The organism is Curtobacterium sp. MCSS17_016, from assembly GCF_003234255.2.
In the GTDB taxonomy this organism is placed as follows: domain Bacteria; phylum Actinomycetota; class Actinomycetes; order Actinomycetales; family Microbacteriaceae; genus Curtobacterium; species Curtobacterium flaccumfaciens.
This window is the reverse complement of record NZ_CP126254.1, coordinates 1,740,061-1,757,696: the sequence shown is the minus strand read 5'-3', so window position 1 is coordinate 1,757,696 and position 17,636 is coordinate 1,740,061. Positions and strand designations below refer to the sequence as shown.

Sequence of the window (17,636 nt, the reverse complement as noted above, 5' to 3'; positions counted from 1 at the left end):
CCAGTCAAGGCGGTCAGCGGCCCTCGCCCCCCTCGGGGTGGCGGTGCTTCCCGGTTGCGTTGTCGTGCGTCTCGCCTTCCGGGGCGTCCATCGCCGGCCCGGTACCGACGGGCACTCCGGCTTCTGGGTGATTCAGGTCGAACGCCGGCGACTCCGAACGGATCCGTGGGACAGCGGTGAAGTTGTGCCGCGGCGGCGGGCAGCTCGTTGCCCATTCCAATGACCGGCCCGTGCCCCACGGATCGTTTACCCGCACGGGGTGGGCTCGTCGCATCGTCAGGTACACGTTGAGCAGGAACGGCAACGTTGAGACGCCGAGGAGCATCGCGCCGATCGTCGACACCTGGTTCAGCCAGGTGAACCCGTCGGAGGGCAGGTACGTTGCGTAGCGACGGGGCATGCCAGCGACGCCAAGCCAATGCTGGACGAGGAACGTGGTGTGGAAGCCGGCGAACAGCAGCCAGAAGTGGATCTTGCCGAGGCTTTCGTTGAGCATCTTCCCGGTGAACTTCGGCCACCAGAAGTAGAAGCCGGAGAACATCGCGAAGACGACCGTCCCGAAGACGACGTAGTGGAAGTGCGCGACGACGAAGTAGGTGTCCGAGACGTGGAAGTCGAGCGGCGGCGACGCCAGGATGACACCCGTCAAACCACCGAACGTGAAGGTGACGAGGAACCCAACGGCCCAGAGCATGGGTGTCTCGAACGTGACGGAACCGTGGATCATCGTGCCGACCCAGTTGAAGATCTTGATGCCCGTGGGGACAGCGATGAGCATCGACAGGAGTGAGAACCACGGAAGGAGCACCGATCCGGTGACGAACATGTGATGCGCCCACACGGTAATCGACAGCGTCGCGATGGCGAGTGTGGCGAAGACGAGAGTCTTGTACCCGAAGATCGGTTTCCGGCTGAAGACCGGGATGACCTCGGTGATGATGCCGAAGAACGGTAGCGCGATGATGTACACCTCGGGGTGGCCGAAGAACCAGAACAAGTGCTGCCACAGCAGCGCGCCGCCGTTCGCCGGGTTGAACACCTGCGCGTCGAACACCCGATCCAGCAGCAGCCCGAACAGCGCGGTCGCCAGCACCGGGAACGCCATGAGCACGAGCAACGAGGTGATCAGGGTGTTCCAGCAGAAAATCGACATCCGAAACATCGTCATGCCCGGCGCGCGCATCGTGATGATCGTCGTGATGAAGTTCACCGAGCCGAGAATTGTGGAAAACCCAGTCATCGTCAGACCCGACACCCACAGCGTCCCGCCGAGCCCAGGGGTGAACGTCACGTCCGACAGGGGCGCGTACGCGGTCCACCCGAACGACGCGGCGCCCTGGGGGGTGAGGAAGCCGCCGACCGTGACCAGGCCGCCGAAGAGGTACAGCCAGTACGAGAACGCGTTCAGTCGGGGGAACGCCACATCTGGCGCGCCGATCTGCAACGGCATGATGGCGTTCGCGAATCCCGAGAACAACGGCGTCGCGAACAGCAGCAGCATGATCGTGCCGTGCATCGTGAAGAGCTGGTTGTACTGCTCCTTCGTCGCGACGACGTGCAGTCCGGGCTCGAACAGCTGCGCGCGGATCACCAACGCCATCACACCGGCGAGCAGGAAGAAGACAAACGATGTGATGAGGTAGAGCGCCCCGATGGTCTTGTGGTCGGTAGTCGACACCCAACGGGCGATCAGGTTGCCCTTTCGTCCTACGCGGGATCGCACCAGCCGGTCATCGTCAGGCCCGACCGTGCCCGTGTATGGGGCGGTTTCCTCACGCGTCATGTCGGCCTCCTCGACCCTCGCCATCACGCTCTCGCATACCCGCTCCGTGCTCCGGACGTTCCCGGACTCTCACCCAGCAGGGCCGGCCTACCGTCCGGCGCATGGCTGGCGGAGGGACGACACGATGACGATCACGCAAGCTCGAGTGGGCATCACGAACGGCGGACACGACACAACGGCGCTCATCGCCGCTTTGCGGGCGCGGGTGGACGGTGAGGTGCGCTTCGACGACGGGACTCGGGCGACGTACGCCACTGATGCTTCGAACTATCGGCAGGTGCCGATCGGTGTCGTGGTCCCGCGATCGATCGACGCCGCGGTCGAGACCATCGCGGTGTGCCGTGAGCACGACGTGCCGGTGCTGAACCGTGGCGGCGGGACGAGCCTGGCCGGTGAGTGCACGAACGTTGCGGTGGTCATCGACTGGACGAAGTACTGCGACGCGATCGAGAGCATCGACGTCCAGAACCGGCGGGCCGTCGTGCAACCCGGCCTCGTCCTCGACGCGATGAACGCCGCGGTGGCTCCGCACGACCTGATGTGGGGCCCGAAGCCCGCAACCCACTCGCACTGCACCTTCGGCGGGATGCTCGGCAACAACTCCTGCGGCTCCACCGCGCAGCGGTACGGCAAGGCAGTCGACAACATCACCCGCCTCGAGGTCCTGACCTACGACGGCATCCGCGCCTGGGTGGGCCCCACCAGCGACGACGAGTACGAACGGATCGTCGCTCGGGACAACGGGCTCGCTGAGCTCTACCGGGGCATGCGCGCCATCGTCGACGAGTACGGCGACGAGATCCGCGAGCGCTACCCCGACATCCCGCGCCGAGTGTCCGGGTTCAACCTCGACCACCTGCTGCCGGAACACGGCTTCGACGTCGCCCGCGCACTCGTCGGATCGGAGTCGACCCTCGTCACGATCCTCCGAGCGGAACTCGTGCTCGTGCCCACCGTCCCAGCGAAGACCTTCGCCGTGTTCGGGTTCCCGACCGTGTTCGACGCCGCTGACGCCGCACCCGCCGCGGCACCCTTCGACCCGGTCTCCGTCGAAGGCATCGACGACACCCTGCTCGGCTACGAACGCGAGAAGCGCATGAACCCGGGTGCGCTCGACCTGATGCCCGAGGGCAAGGGTTGGCTCGTCATCGAGGTCCCCGGGAAGGACAAGGACGACGCCGACCGTCGGACGCAGCAGCTCGCCGACGAGTTCGCGAAACGAGACCCGGCACCGTCGCTCAAGGTGTTCGACGACCAGCACCACAAGGACCAGATCCTCCAGGTCCGCGAAGCCGGCCTCGGTGCGACGGCGTGGGTGCCCGACCACCCGGACGCCTGGCCCGGATGGGAGGACGCCGCCGTGCCGCCAGAACGCGCCGGCGAGTACCTGCGTCGCTTCTCGGACCTGCTCGACGAGTTCGACTACGACCACCCGTCGATGTACGGCCACTTCGGCCATGGTTGCATCCACTGTCGGATCCCGTTCGACCTCACGACTCCGGGTGGCATCGACCAGTACTCGCGCTTCGTGCACCGCGCCGCCGAGCTCGTTGCGGAGTTCGGTGGGTCATTCTCCGGCGAGCACGGTGACGGTCAGGCGCGCGGTGCGCTGCTGCCGATCATGTTCGGCGACCGGCTCGTGGGCGCGATGCGACGACTGAAGCGGCTGTTCGACCCCGGCAACCGGATGAACCCCGGCAAGGTGATCGACCCGCACACCGAAGTGCAGGACCTCCGCCTCGGCACCGACTACCGGCCCGCCGTGTCCGGCAAGGTGCACTTCTCGTTCGAGGCGGAGGGTGGTTTCGACCGCGCGGCGCTGCGCTGTGTCGGCATCGGCAACTGCCGCAGCCACACCGGCGACGTGATGTGCCCCTCGTATCGGGCGACTGGAGAAGAGGAGCACTCCACACGTGGCCGCTCCCGGCTCCTGTTCGAGATGGTCAACGGCAACCGCCCCGACTCCGTGATCACGGACGGATGGCGATCCGAAGAGGTCAAGGACGCCCTCGACCTGTGCCTGTCCTGCAAGGGGTGCCGGAGCGACTGCCCCGTGGACGTCGACATGGCCACCTACAAGGCAGAGTTCCTCTCCCACCACTACAAGGGCCGCCTTCGGCCGATGTCCCACTACACAATGGGGTGGCTGCCGTTTTGGGCGCAGATCGCCCGGTTTGCCCCAAGGATCGTCAATGCGGTGACACAGGCACCGGGGCTCGGCCGCGTGGTCCGACGTGTCGGTGGTATCGAGGTGGATCGGCCGCTGCCCTCGTTCGCGCCGCAGCGGTTCACCGAGTGGTTCGCGGGCCGAGGCGGCTCGGCGCCCGGCGTGCACGGTGACGTCGTACTCTGGCCTGACACGTTCACGAACACGTTCCACCCTGGCGTCGCGATCGCCGCGGTGCGGGTCCTCGAGGACGCCGGCTACCGGGTCGTCGTGCCGCAGGAGGCGGTCTGCTGCGGTCTCACGTGGATCTCGACCGGACAGCTCGACGCAGCGGAGCGCATCCTCGCTCGCACCGGTCGTATCCTCGCGCCGCTCCTCGGCGCTCAGGCGCCCGGCGATGACACGAGGATGGTTGTCCTGGAGCCCAGCTGCGCAGCCGTGTTCCGCTCCGACGCTCGTGAGCTCCTCCCACAGGACACCAACCTGGAGTTCGTGGCAGGACGTACCCGGACGCTCGCAGAGCTGCTCCGGGAGACGCCGGACTGGCACCCGCCGAAGATCGACCGCGACGCGGTGATGCAGCCCCACTGCCACCAGCACGCGATCCTGCACGAGGAGGCCGATCATGCGATCCTCGACGAAGCCGGGGTCTCCACCGAGACCCTTGAGGGCTGCTGCGGCCTCGCCGGCAACTTCGGCTTCGAACCAGGGCACCTGGACGTGTCCGTCGCCGTCGCCGACCACGCACTGCTGCCGGCCCTCGACCGCGCCGAGGACGACACGATCGTGTTGGCCGACGGCTTCAGCTGCCGTACGCAGATCGACCAGCTCGGAGACTACCGTCGCGGCATCCACCTCGCTGAGCTCCTGGACGGCGCCAGGCGCGGCGTCGGAGAAGGAGCGCTGCCGGAACGGCAGATGGGGCGCGGCCACGGGCCGCGACACACCGTCGCACGTGAGCGCATCCGACAAGCCCTCGGCGCGTTCCCAGGACGCAAGTCCTGACGGACCCGACTGGAGGCACGGAGCCGGCCTGTGCCTCAGGTCCGGTCCGGCGCGACCACCGTCATCCGGCTCCGATGACGTCAGCAGGTAACGGCGCGGTATCGATTCGCTCTGCCCGACGACGAGGGGCTGCGCCCCTCGTTCGGGTGTCGTAGTCTCGCGGTGCTCCCGGCAACGGCGCCGGCGGCGATGGAAACGGGAGCACCCGGCCGGCGCGCGCCGGCCGGGGCCACCTCCTCGGCGGGTTGTGCCGTGACGAACGATCAGCGTGAAGCGAGTTCGCTCTGGATGTCCTCGAGGGAACGGCCGCGGGTCTCCGGCACCTTGAAGACGAAGAACAGGAACGCGAGAACACCGAGGCCGGTGTAGACGAAGAACACGCCCTGGGTGGTGATCAGCTGCGTCGCGGTGAGGTACGTGCCCGCGACGACGAAGTTCGCCGCCCAGTTGACCATCGTCGACACTGCCATCGACTTGCTCCGGAGGCCGACGGGGAATATCTCCGAGATCATCAGCCAGAACACCGGCCCGAGGCCGATTGCGTACGAGGCGATGTAGACGATCAGCCCGACGAGGGCCGTCCAACTCGCGTTGTGCTGGATCCATGGACTCCAGAAGTAAACGCCGAGGAATGCCAACGCCACAGTCAAACCGGCGGTACCGGTGAGCAGCAGCGGACGGCGACCCACCCGGTCGAGCAGCACGACGGCCAAAGCGGTGAAGACCACGTTCGTGATCCCGATGGACACCGTCCGTGCAACTGAAGAGCTGCTGGTGAGCCCGGTGTCCTGGAGGATCGTGGGTGCGTAGTAGATGACTGTGTTGACGCCGACGAACTGCTGGAAGAACGCCAGTCCCACACCGACGAGCAGGAGCGGGCGGATGGACTTCGAGACGAGGTCGCGCCATCGGCTCGACGACTCCTGCTCGTTCGACTTCCGCATGCTGTCGATCTCCCCGTCGACGTCCGCTCTCGGGTCGTCGCTGCGGAGCCGCTCGAGCACGCCGCGGGCATCGTCTTCACGGCCGCGCATCATCAGCCATCGTGGCGTGTGCGGAACGGTGAGCATCCCGATGGCGAGTGCGGCGCCGGGGATCGCGGCGATGCCGAGCATCCACCGCCAGTTGTTGGCGACGTCGACGAAGATCGTGTCCACGATGTACGACAAGAGGATCCCGGTCGTCACGGCGAGTTGGTTGAACGACACCAATCCGCCTCTGATCCGCGGCGGTGCGGACTCGGAGATGAACAGTGGTGAGACGAACGACGCCGTGCCGACGGCCACGCCCAGGACGAACCGGCACCCGATCAGCATGGGGACGTTGACGGCGAAGGCGCATCCGATGGCGGCGAGGAAGTACACCGAACCGGACACGACCTTGGTCCACTTCCGGCTGAACGCGTCGGCGGCGAACGCGGAGATGAACGCGCCGGCGATGGCGCCGAGCAGCAGGACGGAGACGATCCACTCCTGCTCCGTGGCGTTGGCGTCGAGGTCCTTCTTGATGAACAAGATCGCGCCGGACACCACCCCGGTGTCGTACCCGAACAGCAGGCCACCGATCGCCGCGACGACCGACACCCGGATCAGCAGCGGGTTCACGCTCTCGCGCACGTCCTGCAGGTACCCCATCAGATGTCCTTTCCGCCAGCAGTCGCCCATCGCCCGGTCAAGTACGGCTCGACATCGGCGCTTCGCAGTTCCAGTCCGTGACCCGGCCGGTCCCGGTCTGGCACGAGCGAGCCGTCACGCAGATCGGGAAGCCCGTCGAAGAGCTGCTCCTCGATGAGCGCGTGGTCGTGGAACCGTTCGACGTGCACCACGTTGGGCACCGCGGTCGCGATGGATGCGTGCAGTGCCGGGGCGGTGTGGGCGCTGAGCGGGATGCCCGCCGCCTCCGCCTGAGCAGCAGCGCTGAGGAACCCGGTCACACCACCGCAGCGCGTCGCGTCGGCCTGCAGGACGTCGACTGCGCCGGCGTCGAGCATCGCGTGGAAGTACGTCGGGGTGTACCCGTACTCGCCGGCGGTGACGCGGATGCCGGATGGTGTCCGGTCCCGCACGTCCCGCAGCCCCCGCAGGTCATCGCTCGAGACCGGTTCCTCGAACCAGGTCACGTCCTGCTCAGTGAACCGCTCCGCCATGGCGATCGCTTCCCTGCGGTGGTACGCGCCGTTCGCGTCCACGAAGAGCGCGACGTCCTCGCCGACCGCACCACGGGCCTCCCGAACCCGTCCGGGGTCTGCCTGCGGGTCGCGGCCGACCTTGATCTTCACCGAATGAAGACCCAGCTCTCGCCATTCCTCGAGCTGGCGGACCAGTTCCGTGGTCGAAAAGTCGGTGAATCCGCCGCTGCCGTACGCGGCGACGCGATCCCGCGCCCCGCCGAGGAAGCGTGTCATCGACACGCCGAGCCTCCGGGCCGCGCAGTCGTGCAGTGCGACGTCGAGTGCGGAGAGTGCGCTCGCGCCGACGCCTACCCATCCGGCGTTGCGGAGCGCTCGCGCCATCGCGCGGAACGCTCGGTGTGTGTCGAGCGGATCGGTGCCGAGGACGGTCGGGACCAGCAGTTCACGGGCCAGAGTGAGCGCTGCGTCGGCCGACGTGTACGCGTAGCCGAGTCCCGTCGTGTCGCCCGCCCGGACCTCGGCGACGAAGACGCCAGTGGAGTCCCACTCGGCCGTTCCGTCCTGCTCGGCGCGAGCTCGGCCGTCCAGGGTCGTCGGGAACCGGTACGCAGTGAGGGTGACCGCGTCGACGCGGTCGGCGTTCACTCGCGCTGGCCCTTCTCGTCGTCACCGATGTGCAGCGCCCCCTTGACGCGCTCGACGCCCTCGGTGACCAGCGCATGCGCGGAGTCCTTGATGACGTCGGCCTCGTTCGGGTCGCCCTTCAGCAGCGACCTCGCCGTGTTCATCGCGTACTGCTTGGTGATCTTCGGCGGCAACGGCGGCACGTTCTTGCTCACGTACGCGTCGATGACCGTGATGCCGTCATGGGCAAACGCCTCGTCCATCGCCGCGTCGACCTGGTCGTCATCGGTGATCCTGATGGCCTTGAACCCGAGGAGTTCCGCCCAGCCGGCGTAGTCGACGGACTCGACGTCCTGCGAGCCAGGCCACCTCGGGTTGCCGTCCTCGGTGCGCATCTCCCACGACACCTGGCCGAGGTCGTCGTTGTGCATGATCAGCACCACGAACTGCTTGTTCGGCCAGTCCGCCATGTACTTCTTCACGGTGATGAGCTCGTTCATGCCGAGCATCTGGAACGCCCCGTCGCCGATCGTGCAGAACACCGGCCGGTCCGGGAACGCGAACTTCGCTGCGGTGGCGTACGGCATGGCGGCGAGCATGCTCGCCAGACGCCCGGAGAGGTCGCCGAGCATGCCGCGACGGAGCCGGATGTGGTGCCCGTACCAATCGGCCGTGGTCCCGGCATCGCAGGTGACGACCGCGCGCTCCGGCAGACGGTCGTTCAACGCCGCGAACACCCGCCGCGGATTCGCGCCCTGCTCGTAGCCGATCTCGGTCTGCGCGGCCATCTCGCGTTCCCAGCCCCGCCAGTCCTCGGCGATGCCCTCCTGCCAGGACCGGTCCTCCTTGCGGCCCAGGAGCGGGATCAACGCCTCGAGTGTCGCGCCGACGTCGCCCCAGAGGTTCAGTTCGGTGGGGTACCGGATACCCATCTGCTCCGGCTTCAGGTCGACCTGGATGGCGCGGACAGTGCCACTCGCGGGCATGAACTCCCCGTACGGGTAGTTCGTACCGAGGAGGACGAGGGTGTCGCAACCCTGCACCTGGTTGATGCTCGGCAGTGAGCCGAGGAGCCCGAGCTGCTGCGTGTGGAACGGCACGTCCGACGGGATGACGTCCTTGCCTCGCAGCGCCGTGATGATCCCGGCACCGGTGATCTCCGCGGCTTCGAGCACCGTGTCGGTCGCACCGCGGGCACCAGCGCCGACGAGGAAGGTGACCTTCTGGCCGGCGTTGATGATCTCCGCGGCCTTCTGGAGTTCCGTGCGTTCCGGTGTGATCCGCACGGACGGTGCGGCGTCGCTGGAACGGGCGACCCAGTGCGCGGGCGACAGCTCCCCGGCGTCCATCGACTGCACGTCGTGCGGGACGACGACGACGGCCGGCTGCCGACGCAGCTTCGCGGTCCGGAACGCAGTGTCGATGACGGCCTGCGCCTGCTTCGGGGAGACGATCGTCTGGACGTAGCAGGCAACGTCCTGGAACGCGCGCTCCAGGTTCGACTCCTGCTGCGTGAAAGTCCCGAGGGCGTCGAGGCCCTGCTGTCCGACGATCGCGACCACCGGCTGGTTGTCCATCTGCGCGTCGTAGAGCCCGTTGATCAGGTGGAACCCGCCGGGACTCGACGTCGCAACGCACACCCCGATCTCACCGGTGAACTTCGCGTGCGCGGTCGCCATGAACGCCGCGATCTCCTCGTGCGTGGGCCGGATGTACTCCAGCCCATCGCCCTGCTCCGCGAGGCGTCCGAATGCCCCGTCGATCTCGCCGGCTCCGTCGCCCGGGTACCCGAAGACGCGGGTGACGCCCCAGTCTTTGATCCGCTGGATGATGAATTCGCTGACCTTCGCCATGCCAGCGTGACTACGCCCGACCACATCCGCGACGACACAGAGCCTGCGCGATCCGGACGGTTCTGGGCAACCTCCGAGGTCTTCACGCCGGTAGCGCGTAGACGAAAGCGGATGCATGACGCGACAGTGATCGGATCCGGACCCAATGGACTCGCGGCGGCGGTGACATTGGCCAGAGCGGGCCTGTCCGTCACCGTCCTCGAACGCAACACCACGATCGGCGGAGGCGCACGCACCGAGGAACTCACACTTCCCGGCTTCCGCCACGACGTCTGCTCGGCCGTCCACCCCATGGCGGTCCAGTCCGAGTTCTTCCGCCGCTTCCGGCTGCAGGACCGCATCGAGCTGCGATGGCCCGACGTGCAGTACGCCCACCCGCTGTCCGGAGATCGCGCTGGCATCGCGTACCAAGACCTTGGACGGACCGCGGACGGGCTCGGAGCAGATGGCGCCGCGTACTCGCGCTTGCTCGCGCCGCTGGTCGAGCGCGTCGACGAGCTCTCGCACTTCGCCAACGACAGCCTGGTGAACATCCCACAACATCCGGTGACGTTGGTGCGGTTCGCGCGTCGGGTCCTCGAGCAAGGCTCGCCCGCCTGGAACGCGCGCTTCCGCCATGACATCGCACCAGCGATGCTCACCGGAGTCGCCGCGCACTCGATCCGGCGGATGCCCTCCCTGGCGACCGCAGCCTCCGCGCTCACCCTCGGCGTGTACGCCCACGCACGCGGCTGGCCCGTCCCGGTCGGCGGCAGCCGCACGATCATTGACGCGCTCGCGTCCGACCTGATCGCCCACGGTGGTGAGATCGTCACCGACCACGACGTCCGTTCGCTACGTGACCTCGAGCCATCCCGCGTCACGCTGTTCGACACGAGCGTCCCCGCGATGCTCCGCATCGCGGGATCAACCGTTCCCGCTGCCATCCGTCGCTCGTTGCGTCGGTTCCGGTTCGGCAACGGCGTAGCGAAGGTGGACTTCGCGCTCTCCGAACCCATCCCGTGGTCGAACCCCGACGTCCGCCGTGCGGGCACGGTCCACATCGGCGGAACGCGGACGGAGATAGCCGCCGCTGAGCACGCCGTCGCTCACGGTCGTCACCATCCAAGGCCGTTCGTCCTGGGATCACAACCGACCGTCGTGGACCCGACCCGGGCCCCCGAGGGGCAGCACGTGTTCTGGTCCTACGCCCATGTACCAGCCGGGTCGACGGTGGACCAAGCAGACATAGTCAGCTCACAGATTGAGCGGTTCGCTCCGGGCTTCCGCGACACGATCCTCGCAGTGAGCAGCAGGACCGCGACGCAGATGGAGGAGTACAACCCGAACTATGTCGGCGGCGACATCGCCTCCGGAGCTGCCACCTTCTGGCAACTCGTGAAACGGCCCCGGCTCTCACCCGAACCGTGGGTCCTCGGGAACGGGTTGTACCTGTGTTCAGAAGCGGCTTCTCCCGGTCCTGGTGTCCACGGGATGGCGGGCTGGCACGCCGCACGCAGCGCCCTCCGGAACACCTTCCACCTGCCGGACGATTTCCGCCTCGCCGACTCGAAGGGGTGACGTTCGGCTCACACACCGCACGAAGGCTCGCTCGACGATTGGTGGGTAGACGGCGATGCCGGGCAACGCTATCGGATGCGTCGCTCCGCGACGAGGGGGCACTCGAACGGGTTCCGTGCGGCGAGCCCGACGCGGTTGAGGTAGCCCACGACGATCCGGTACGAGTCGATCAGCGTGGTCTCCGTGTATGGGACGTCGTGTTCGGCGCAGTAGTCGCGGACCATCCGGCGAGCGGCAGCGAGGTGCGGGCGGGGCATGTTCGGGAACAGGTGGTGCTCGATCTGGTAGTTCAGTCCGCCCATGAAGTGGGCCATGAACCAGCCGCCGCGGATGTTTCGGGAGGTTAGGACCTGCCGGCTGAAGAAGTCGACCTTTTGGTCGTGGGGGATCATCGGCATGCCCTTGTGGTTCGGTGCAAACGACGCACCCATGTACAGGCCGAACACGGCCAGCTGCACGCCGAGGAACGCGAATGCCATCCCCACCGGCAGCAACCAGAACACCACGCCGAGGTAGACGACGAAGCGGAGCAGGAACAGCGCCGCCTCGATCCGGCGGCCCCGGACCTCCTTCACATTGCCGAGGACCCTCGCAGACTGCCAGTGCAGGTTCGCACCTTCAAGCAGCAGCAGCGGGAAGAACGCATACCCCTGCACCCGGACCAGTACGCGAAAGAACTCGCGACGCTTCGCTGCGTCCTCCTCCCGGAACGACAGCGCGTCGAAAGACACGTCCGGGTCCTTCCCAACCGTGTTCGGGTTCCCGTGATGCCGGGTGTGCTTGTTCATCCACCACGAGTAGCTCACCCCGCCAGGAACGTCACGGCGTACTGCGCGGCGCGGTCATTCCACCGGTTCGAAGCGAACACCTGGCGGTGGGCTGCCTCATGGGACAGGAACGCGAACTGGGTGAACAGCACCCCCAGCACGCCGGCGACGATCAACTGCCACCACGACGCACCGAGGAACACGAACGCCGTCCACGCAAGCCCGAGGGTCACGATCAGCACGGCGAACACCGCCCAATAGTAGCCAGTGCGGCGCTCCAGCAAGCCTCGCGCCTTAACCTGCTTCAGCAGACCCGAGTACCTCGAAGTACCACTGTGCGATCGGGCCGGGGCTGGACGGGTGCGCGTGAACCCGATCGGCGTCGTCTCTGTCATGGTCTGGCGTCCCTCCCACGGCGTCCCACTGCACGCCGTACCTTCACGCAACCACAGATCGGTGGGAAAGTAGAGAGGACCGCCAAGTGGAGGCCTGCCCGAAGTTGCCGCCACAGGTTTGGTGGTGCGCTAGCTGTGATGTCCAGGGACGTTGTGTCGTTGGGCGGTCGTTGACGCGCTGATCGAAGAAGGCCTCCCGGTGGTGGAGTGGAGCTGTCTAGGAACCGCTTCACCGACCAGGAGGCCTTCGTGTCCCACGCTAACGCTGCGCTGACTCCACGCGCCCGTCTTCGTCTCGCCAAGTTGATCGTCGAGGGCGGATGGCCCGCGACGACTGCAGCGAAGCTGTTCATGCGTCGGTCGCCAGGTGCGGTTCGTCGTTCAATCCACCCACCGGCCACGAGACGATCGACGTTGCGTGTCAGAGTGGACGGCCCGACGGCCAATCGTGTGGCCAGGTCACCAGCGCATATCGGCCCCAGGGTCGACGCCAGCACGATGAGCTGGAATTGTCGCACGGTGACGTCCTCGAGCGCTGGCCCCAGCGAGCGGGCGACCACACCGAGCAGCCCCCGCGACGCTGCAAGGATCTCGTCGATCTTCCCGTCCGGGTGCAGCGGCGGTAACGCGGTCACATGCTTCCTTGATGCCACGTCGAAACAGCCACGCGTTCACGAGGTACGAGCAGATGAAGCCAGCCACGGCTCTCTCGTCGCATCCAGCCCGGTCGCACCCGATCGAGTCATCCGAACGAAACCGCCCGAGACTTCTGATCCCACACCTCAGGTGCAGGGGGCGTCGAGAATGCTCCGGTACCGTGCGTCCACATGCACTCCGCGCAAGCTCCCCTCTCGCGCCTGATCGTCGCATTCGTCGCGCTCGTCGCGCTGCTGTTCGCAGTCATCACAGCCGCGGTGATCGTCCTCCAGGCTTACGTCGAGCACACCGGCCGCCTCGGCGACTGCATGCACATCGGGCTCTGCACGGGAACACCGTTGGCAACCGTTGAGAACCGGACCGGCGTCACGTTGCCGGAGGGATCAACCCTGATCAAGTCCAAGGCATCCCGCGACGGCCAATTCATGTCCGCGCTGGTGCGCCTTCCCGCCGACACCAACCCGCCAACCCTTCGCAAGGGAAACCCGGCGGATCTCACGCAGCGCGCATCTGCGGCACTCACCAGTCAGGGGGCAGCCACCCCCAGCGGGCAGATCAGCGGCAACGTCGCCCTGTTCTCCGGCACCTCGAGTGGCCACACAATCGTCTACCTCCGGTACGACGCCCACCGCTAAGCCCCGTTCAGGACCTGGAGGTGCAGAATCACCAGGACATATGTGAACCCGCAAGCCCCTTGTCTCGCGCTTGCCCTGCGCGCGCGAGGTGCGCCCGCGTCAGTTCGCCCACCTCTTCTTTGAGTTGTTGAGTACAAGCCAGTCGTCGGCGCGTCGGATACGGGCGATGCGCGTGGAACGCGGAAACCGCATCGACGTCGGCGTCGCTCAGCTCGTTGATCTGCACGTCGGCAGTGGGGCATCGACTGCCGTCAGCGCAGCACGAGGCTGAGGGCTGCGAACGCGACGACGTGGAACGAAGCTGCTCACAGCCCAGGAGTCAGGGAGTCTTCTGTGCATGCAGCTCGTCGTTGACCGGCGCGCGGTGGAGGTGGACCCGAACGCGAGGGTGACCTCGCCCAGCGGTGATGGGCGATGTCACCAACGCGTTGAGAACCGTGGCCTGGTCGCAGCAGATGTCTGAGGTAATCGGGGCTCTCGCGCCTCGGTATCGTCGATGAAGGCCTGGAAGGAAAGGGGATCTGCCCCGCCTGGATCCGCTACAAGCGGGTCCAACAGCTTGCTGGACGTCGACGAGCGGGAAGCCCGTGGCGGGAACACCACGGGCTTCCCGCTCGCACGTGACGGGACTACTTCGTCAGCGAGTCGACGTAATCCTTGTTGTCAGCAGCCCACTTCTTGACGATCGACTGATACTCGGACTGGTCTGCACCACTGTTCACGAGCGCGTCCTCGAGTGAGTAGAGCGTGTCGGAGTCCATCTTGAACGCCTGCAGCCACTTCTGGGCCTGCGGGAAGTCATCGCCGAAGTCCTCGTTCACGATTGTGTGGATGCTCTCGTTGTCGCCGAGCGCGTTCTTCGGGTCCTCGAGGTCCTTCACGTCGAAGGCGTTGTAGGCCCAGTGCGGACGCCAGAGCGTGACGACGATGTCCTTACCGTCCTTTTCGGACTTCTTCAGCTCCGACAGCATCGCCGGCGTCGAGCTCGTGACGAGCTCCCAGTCGTCGAGGCCGTAGGCCTTCATCACCTTCTCCTTGACGATCTTCGTCTCGCCGGCCCCGGGCTCGATGCCCACGATCCGTCCGCCGAAGTCGTCCTTGTGCGCGGCGAGGTCGGCGAGAGAGTCGATCGGAGCATCCGCGTTCACGGTGAGCTCGAGCGACGCCTGGTCGTTCCACGACCCGAGGTCCTCGAGGTCCTCGCCGTACTTGTCCATGTACGCCTTGTGCGTGTTCGGCAGCCAGGTGTCGAGCACGGCGTCGTAGTCGCCCTGCGCCAGCCCTTGGTAGGCGGGCGCGGGGTCCGCGTAGTCGAGCTCGACGTCGTACCCCTTCTTCTCGAGGACGTACTTCCACAGCTCGCTGGCCGCAGTGTCCTCGTCCCAGCCGTTGAAGACGACCATCTTCATGGCCTGCTTGTCGCCGTTGTCGACGGCGTCGGACGCGTTGCTCGAGCCGGGGGGCGAGCAGGCGCTGAGTGCGAGGGCCGCGGCGGCGCCGAGCCCGATGGCCGAGAGGATCTTGGTTCGGGTGTTCATGGTTTCCTTCCTGGTTCAACGCTCGTCGCCGGCGGACCGGGTTCGGCGTCGTCGACACGGCGTGCTGTCACCGTGAGGTCTGTGAGGTCCGGTCGCGGGGCGCGCGACGACCCAGCCGTCAGGCGCGGACCGGCGCGGGCTGCTCCGCTTGCTGGGGCGCCGACTCCTGGTCGTCGTCGCCGGTGGGCGCAGCGGCCGCCTTCGACCGGCTCGGTACGCGCTGTTTGCGATCGCCACCGAAGGCGGCGGTCATCCGGTCGAGCACGATCGCGAGGATCACGACCGAGATACCAGCCTCGGAGCCCAACCCAACGTCGATGCGGTTCAGGGCGGCGACGATCTGACCGCCGAGTCCGCCGGCGCCGACCATGCCCGCGATGACGACCATGGACAGCGAGAGCATGATGATCTGGTTGACACCGGCCATGATGCTCGGACGGGCGAGCGGCAGCTGGATCTGTCGAAGGATTCGCCACGGGCTCGAGCCGAACGCAGCGCCGGCTTCGACGACCTCGGAGCTGACGCCCCGGATGCCGAGTTCGGTGAGGCGGACGCCCGGTGCCATCGCAAAGACGATCGTCGCGACGATACCCGGCACGGGCCCGATGCCGAACAGGATGAGCGCGGGAATCAGGTACACGAACGCCGGGGTCGTCTGCATGAAGTCAAGGGCCGGCTTGATCGTCCGGCTCGCCGCGTCGGAGCGTGCGGCCCAGACGCCGAGCGGCAGGCTGAGCACCACGGCGATGCCGGCGGCCACGACGACAAGTGCGAGCGACTCCATCGCGTAGCTCCACTCGCCGATGCTGACGATGACCGCCAGACCGATCAGTGTCCCCAGCGCGAGCTTCCACCCCTTCGCCCAGAGAGCCACGGCGACGAGCACGACGATCACGGCCCAGAACGGCGGCGTCGTGAGGAAGTACTCGATCCACTCGTAGAAGAACGTGAAGATCGCTGCGATGACGTCAAAGACGCCACCGAGATAGGTCGTGATCCACTCAACGATCGCGTTGACCGCGTCGCCGAGGGGCAGTCGGAATCCGAAGAGAGAGGTCATGCGTCGGCTCCTGTGCGGTCGGTCGTGATGATCGTCGGATCGCTCACGATGGACTGCTCTCCTGTTGCCAGGGTCGCGTCGAGATCAGAATCGGAGATGCGCGTAACCGGCTCAAGCACCGGGATCGGCATCGTCGCGGTCGGCACGTTGCCGAGCGCTGCCAGCAGGGTGACCCGCGGCACAACGCCAAGCAGGCGGCCCTCGGCGTCGACCACCGCGATCGGCAGCGGCGACTCTACAGCGAGCTCGAACAGGTCGGTGAGGGAGGTGTCAGGTGTGACCCGGGCGTACTCGGTGTTCACGATTGCGTCGAGGTTCGTGTCGCCCGCCTTGACCTGGCGCATCACGTGCCGGTCGCGGACCCACCCGTCGAGCGTGCGACCACGCCCAGTGACGAAGACCGCGGCGGTCTGCAAGTCCCGCATCACCCGAAGCGCACCACGTGGCCCCGCCGTCAACGGGACGACCGCGCGCGCTGGCTCCATAACGCTCGCGGCAGTGAGCACGCGAGCGCGGTCGACGTCCTGCACGAACTGGGCGACGTAGTCGTTTGCCGGGTCAGTGAGGATGTCCTCCGGTGACCCGATCTGGACGATCCGGCCGTCGCGCATCACGGCGATCCGGTCACCGAGGAACATCGCCTCATTCAGGTCGTGCGTGATGAAAACGATGGTCTTGCCGAGTCGCTGCTGCAGGTCGACCAGCTGTTCCTGCATCTCCCGGCGGATCAGCGGGTCGAGCGCGCTAAACGCCTCGTCCATCAGCAAGACATCCGTCTCGGCGGCGAGAGCACGGGCGATGCCGACGCGCTGCTGCATACCGCCCGACAGCTCGTCCGGCTTCGCATCGGCCCAGACATCGAGGCCGACCAGGTCAATGACCTCCCGAGCCTTCGCAAGGCGCGTCGTCCTGTCGACGCCGTTCACCTCAAGGCCGAACGCGACGTTCTCGAGAACGGTGCGGTGCGGTAGCAGCGCGAAGTGCTGGAACACCATCGAGACACTCGACCGACGGATCTCGCGGATCTCCTTCGCGCTCGCCTTCGTGACCGTGCGCTCACCGATCTCCACGCTGCCGGCGCTTGGCTCAAGCAAACCGTTGAGCATACGGATGAGCGTCGACTTCCCAGAGCCGGACAGGCCCATGACGACGAAGATCTCGCCGGGTCGGACGTCAAAGGAGGCGCCAATGACGGCGGCAGATCCCTGTTCGCGCACCTCGTCGCGGGTGGCACCAGCGGCAAGACGGCGGACGGCATCGCCCGGACGCCGGCCGAAGACCTTGTAAACGCCGCGGACGCTGAGCGCAGCTTCCGTACCAACCGGTGACGTGTGGTGCCGGGTCTCAGATGGGGCAATGGGCAACTGGGCTCCTCGCGACACCGCGGCGCCTAAGCGCACACACGGCGACGGTGTGGTTGCGAACGGGTCGTCCGGGACGGTGCGCACGGCGACGTCGAGC

Annotated in this window: 11 protein-coding genes and 3 pseudogenes; 4 read left to right on the top strand and 10 right to left on the bottom strand. The window is 66.8% G+C overall.

The window, feature by feature from the left end; genetic code table 11:
- Positions 1-13: 13 nt before the first annotated feature.
- Entirely contained in the window at positions 14-1,783 is a 1,770-nt protein-coding gene (gene ctaD, locus DEJ19_RS08305; RefSeq protein ID WP_111233492.1) for an aa3-type cytochrome oxidase subunit I, read from the bottom strand.
- Between the two features lie 124 nt (positions 1,784-1,907).
- Here ctaD and DEJ19_RS08300 point away from each other — a divergent pair, with 124 nt between their 5' ends.
- Entirely contained in the window at positions 1,908-4,955 is a 3,048-nt protein-coding gene (locus DEJ19_RS08300) for an FAD-binding and (Fe-S)-binding domain-containing protein (RefSeq protein WP_111233446.1), read from the top strand.
- Positions 4,956-5,218: 263 nt separating this feature from the next.
- Here DEJ19_RS08300 and DEJ19_RS08295 read toward each other — a convergent pair whose 3' ends face one another.
- From DEJ19_RS08295 to DEJ19_RS08285, 3 genes are read right to left on the bottom strand one after another with little or no spacing between them, the layout of a single operon-like run.
- Entirely contained in the window at positions 5,219-6,589 is a 1,371-nt protein-coding gene (locus DEJ19_RS08295) for a sugar porter family MFS transporter (RefSeq protein WP_220035321.1), read from the bottom strand.
- The gene (locus tag DEJ19_RS08290) at positions 6,589-7,731 is read right to left on the bottom strand and encodes an enolase C-terminal domain-like protein (RefSeq protein WP_111233445.1); all 1,143 of its coding nucleotides are present in this window, start codon (positions 7,729-7,731) and stop codon (positions 6,589-6,591) included. The genes DEJ19_RS08295 and DEJ19_RS08290 overlap by 1 nt, the downstream gene beginning before the upstream one ends.
- Entirely contained in the window at positions 7,728-9,563 is a 1,836-nt protein-coding gene (locus tag DEJ19_RS08285) for a thiamine pyrophosphate-requiring protein (RefSeq protein WP_111233444.1), read from the bottom strand. The genes DEJ19_RS08290 and DEJ19_RS08285 overlap by 4 nt, the downstream gene beginning before the upstream one ends.
- A 111-nt stretch (positions 9,564-9,674) precedes the next feature.
- Here DEJ19_RS08285 and DEJ19_RS08280 point away from each other — a divergent pair, with 111 nt between their 5' ends.
- Positions 9,675-11,123, top strand: coding sequence for a phytoene desaturase family protein (locus tag DEJ19_RS08280; RefSeq protein WP_111233443.1), 1,449 nt, complete (start codon positions 9,675-9,677; stop codon positions 11,121-11,123).
- Between the two features lie 68 nt (positions 11,124-11,191).
- Here DEJ19_RS08280 and DEJ19_RS08275 read toward each other — a convergent pair.
- Positions 11,192-12,285 (bottom strand): annotated as a pseudogene (locus DEJ19_RS08275) (fatty acid desaturase family protein).
- Positions 12,286-12,534: 249 nt separating this feature from the next.
- Here DEJ19_RS08275 and DEJ19_RS08270 point away from each other — a divergent pair.
- Positions 12,535-12,639: pseudogene (locus tag DEJ19_RS08270) on the top strand (IS481 family transposase); the annotation flags it as partial.
- Positions 12,640-12,698: 59 nt separating this feature from the next.
- On the opposite strand, the pseudogene DEJ19_RS21965 reads toward DEJ19_RS08270, so the two are convergent.
- Positions 12,699-12,782, bottom strand: a pseudogene (locus DEJ19_RS21965) (hypothetical protein); the annotation flags it as partial.
- A gap of 330 nt (positions 12,783-13,112) precedes the next feature.
- Here DEJ19_RS21965 and DEJ19_RS08265 point away from each other — a divergent pair.
- Entirely contained in the window at positions 13,113-13,577 is a 465-nt protein-coding gene (locus DEJ19_RS08265; RefSeq protein WP_111233441.1) for a hypothetical protein, read from the top strand.
- A 28-nt stretch (positions 13,578-13,605) separates the two neighbouring features.
- Here DEJ19_RS08265 and DEJ19_RS08260 read toward each other — a convergent pair whose 3' ends face one another.
- The 4 genes from DEJ19_RS08260 to DEJ19_RS08245 form a co-directional block, all read right to left on the bottom strand.
- On the bottom strand, positions 13,606-13,803 hold the full coding sequence (locus DEJ19_RS08260) for a nucleoside triphosphate pyrophosphohydrolase family protein (protein WP_146250674.1): 198 nt from the start codon (positions 13,801-13,803) through the stop codon (positions 13,606-13,608).
- A 403-nt stretch (positions 13,804-14,206) separates the two neighbouring features.
- The gene (locus DEJ19_RS08255; RefSeq protein ID WP_111233440.1) at positions 14,207-15,115 is read right to left on the bottom strand and encodes a glycine betaine ABC transporter substrate-binding protein; all 909 of its coding nucleotides are present in this window, start codon (positions 15,113-15,115) and stop codon (positions 14,207-14,209) included.
- A 118-nt stretch (positions 15,116-15,233) separates the two neighbouring features.
- A complete protein-coding gene (locus tag DEJ19_RS08250) occupies positions 15,234-16,175 on the bottom strand; it encodes an ABC transporter permease (RefSeq protein ID WP_111233439.1) in 942 nt (313 codons plus the stop codon).
- Positions 16,172-17,539, bottom strand: a complete 1,368-nt coding sequence (locus tag DEJ19_RS08245) for a quaternary amine ABC transporter ATP-binding protein (RefSeq protein WP_258377413.1) — start codon at positions 17,537-17,539, stop codon at positions 16,172-16,174. Before DEJ19_RS08245 ends, DEJ19_RS08250 begins: the two co-directional genes overlap by 4 nt.
- Positions 17,540-17,636 lie beyond the last annotated feature (97 nt).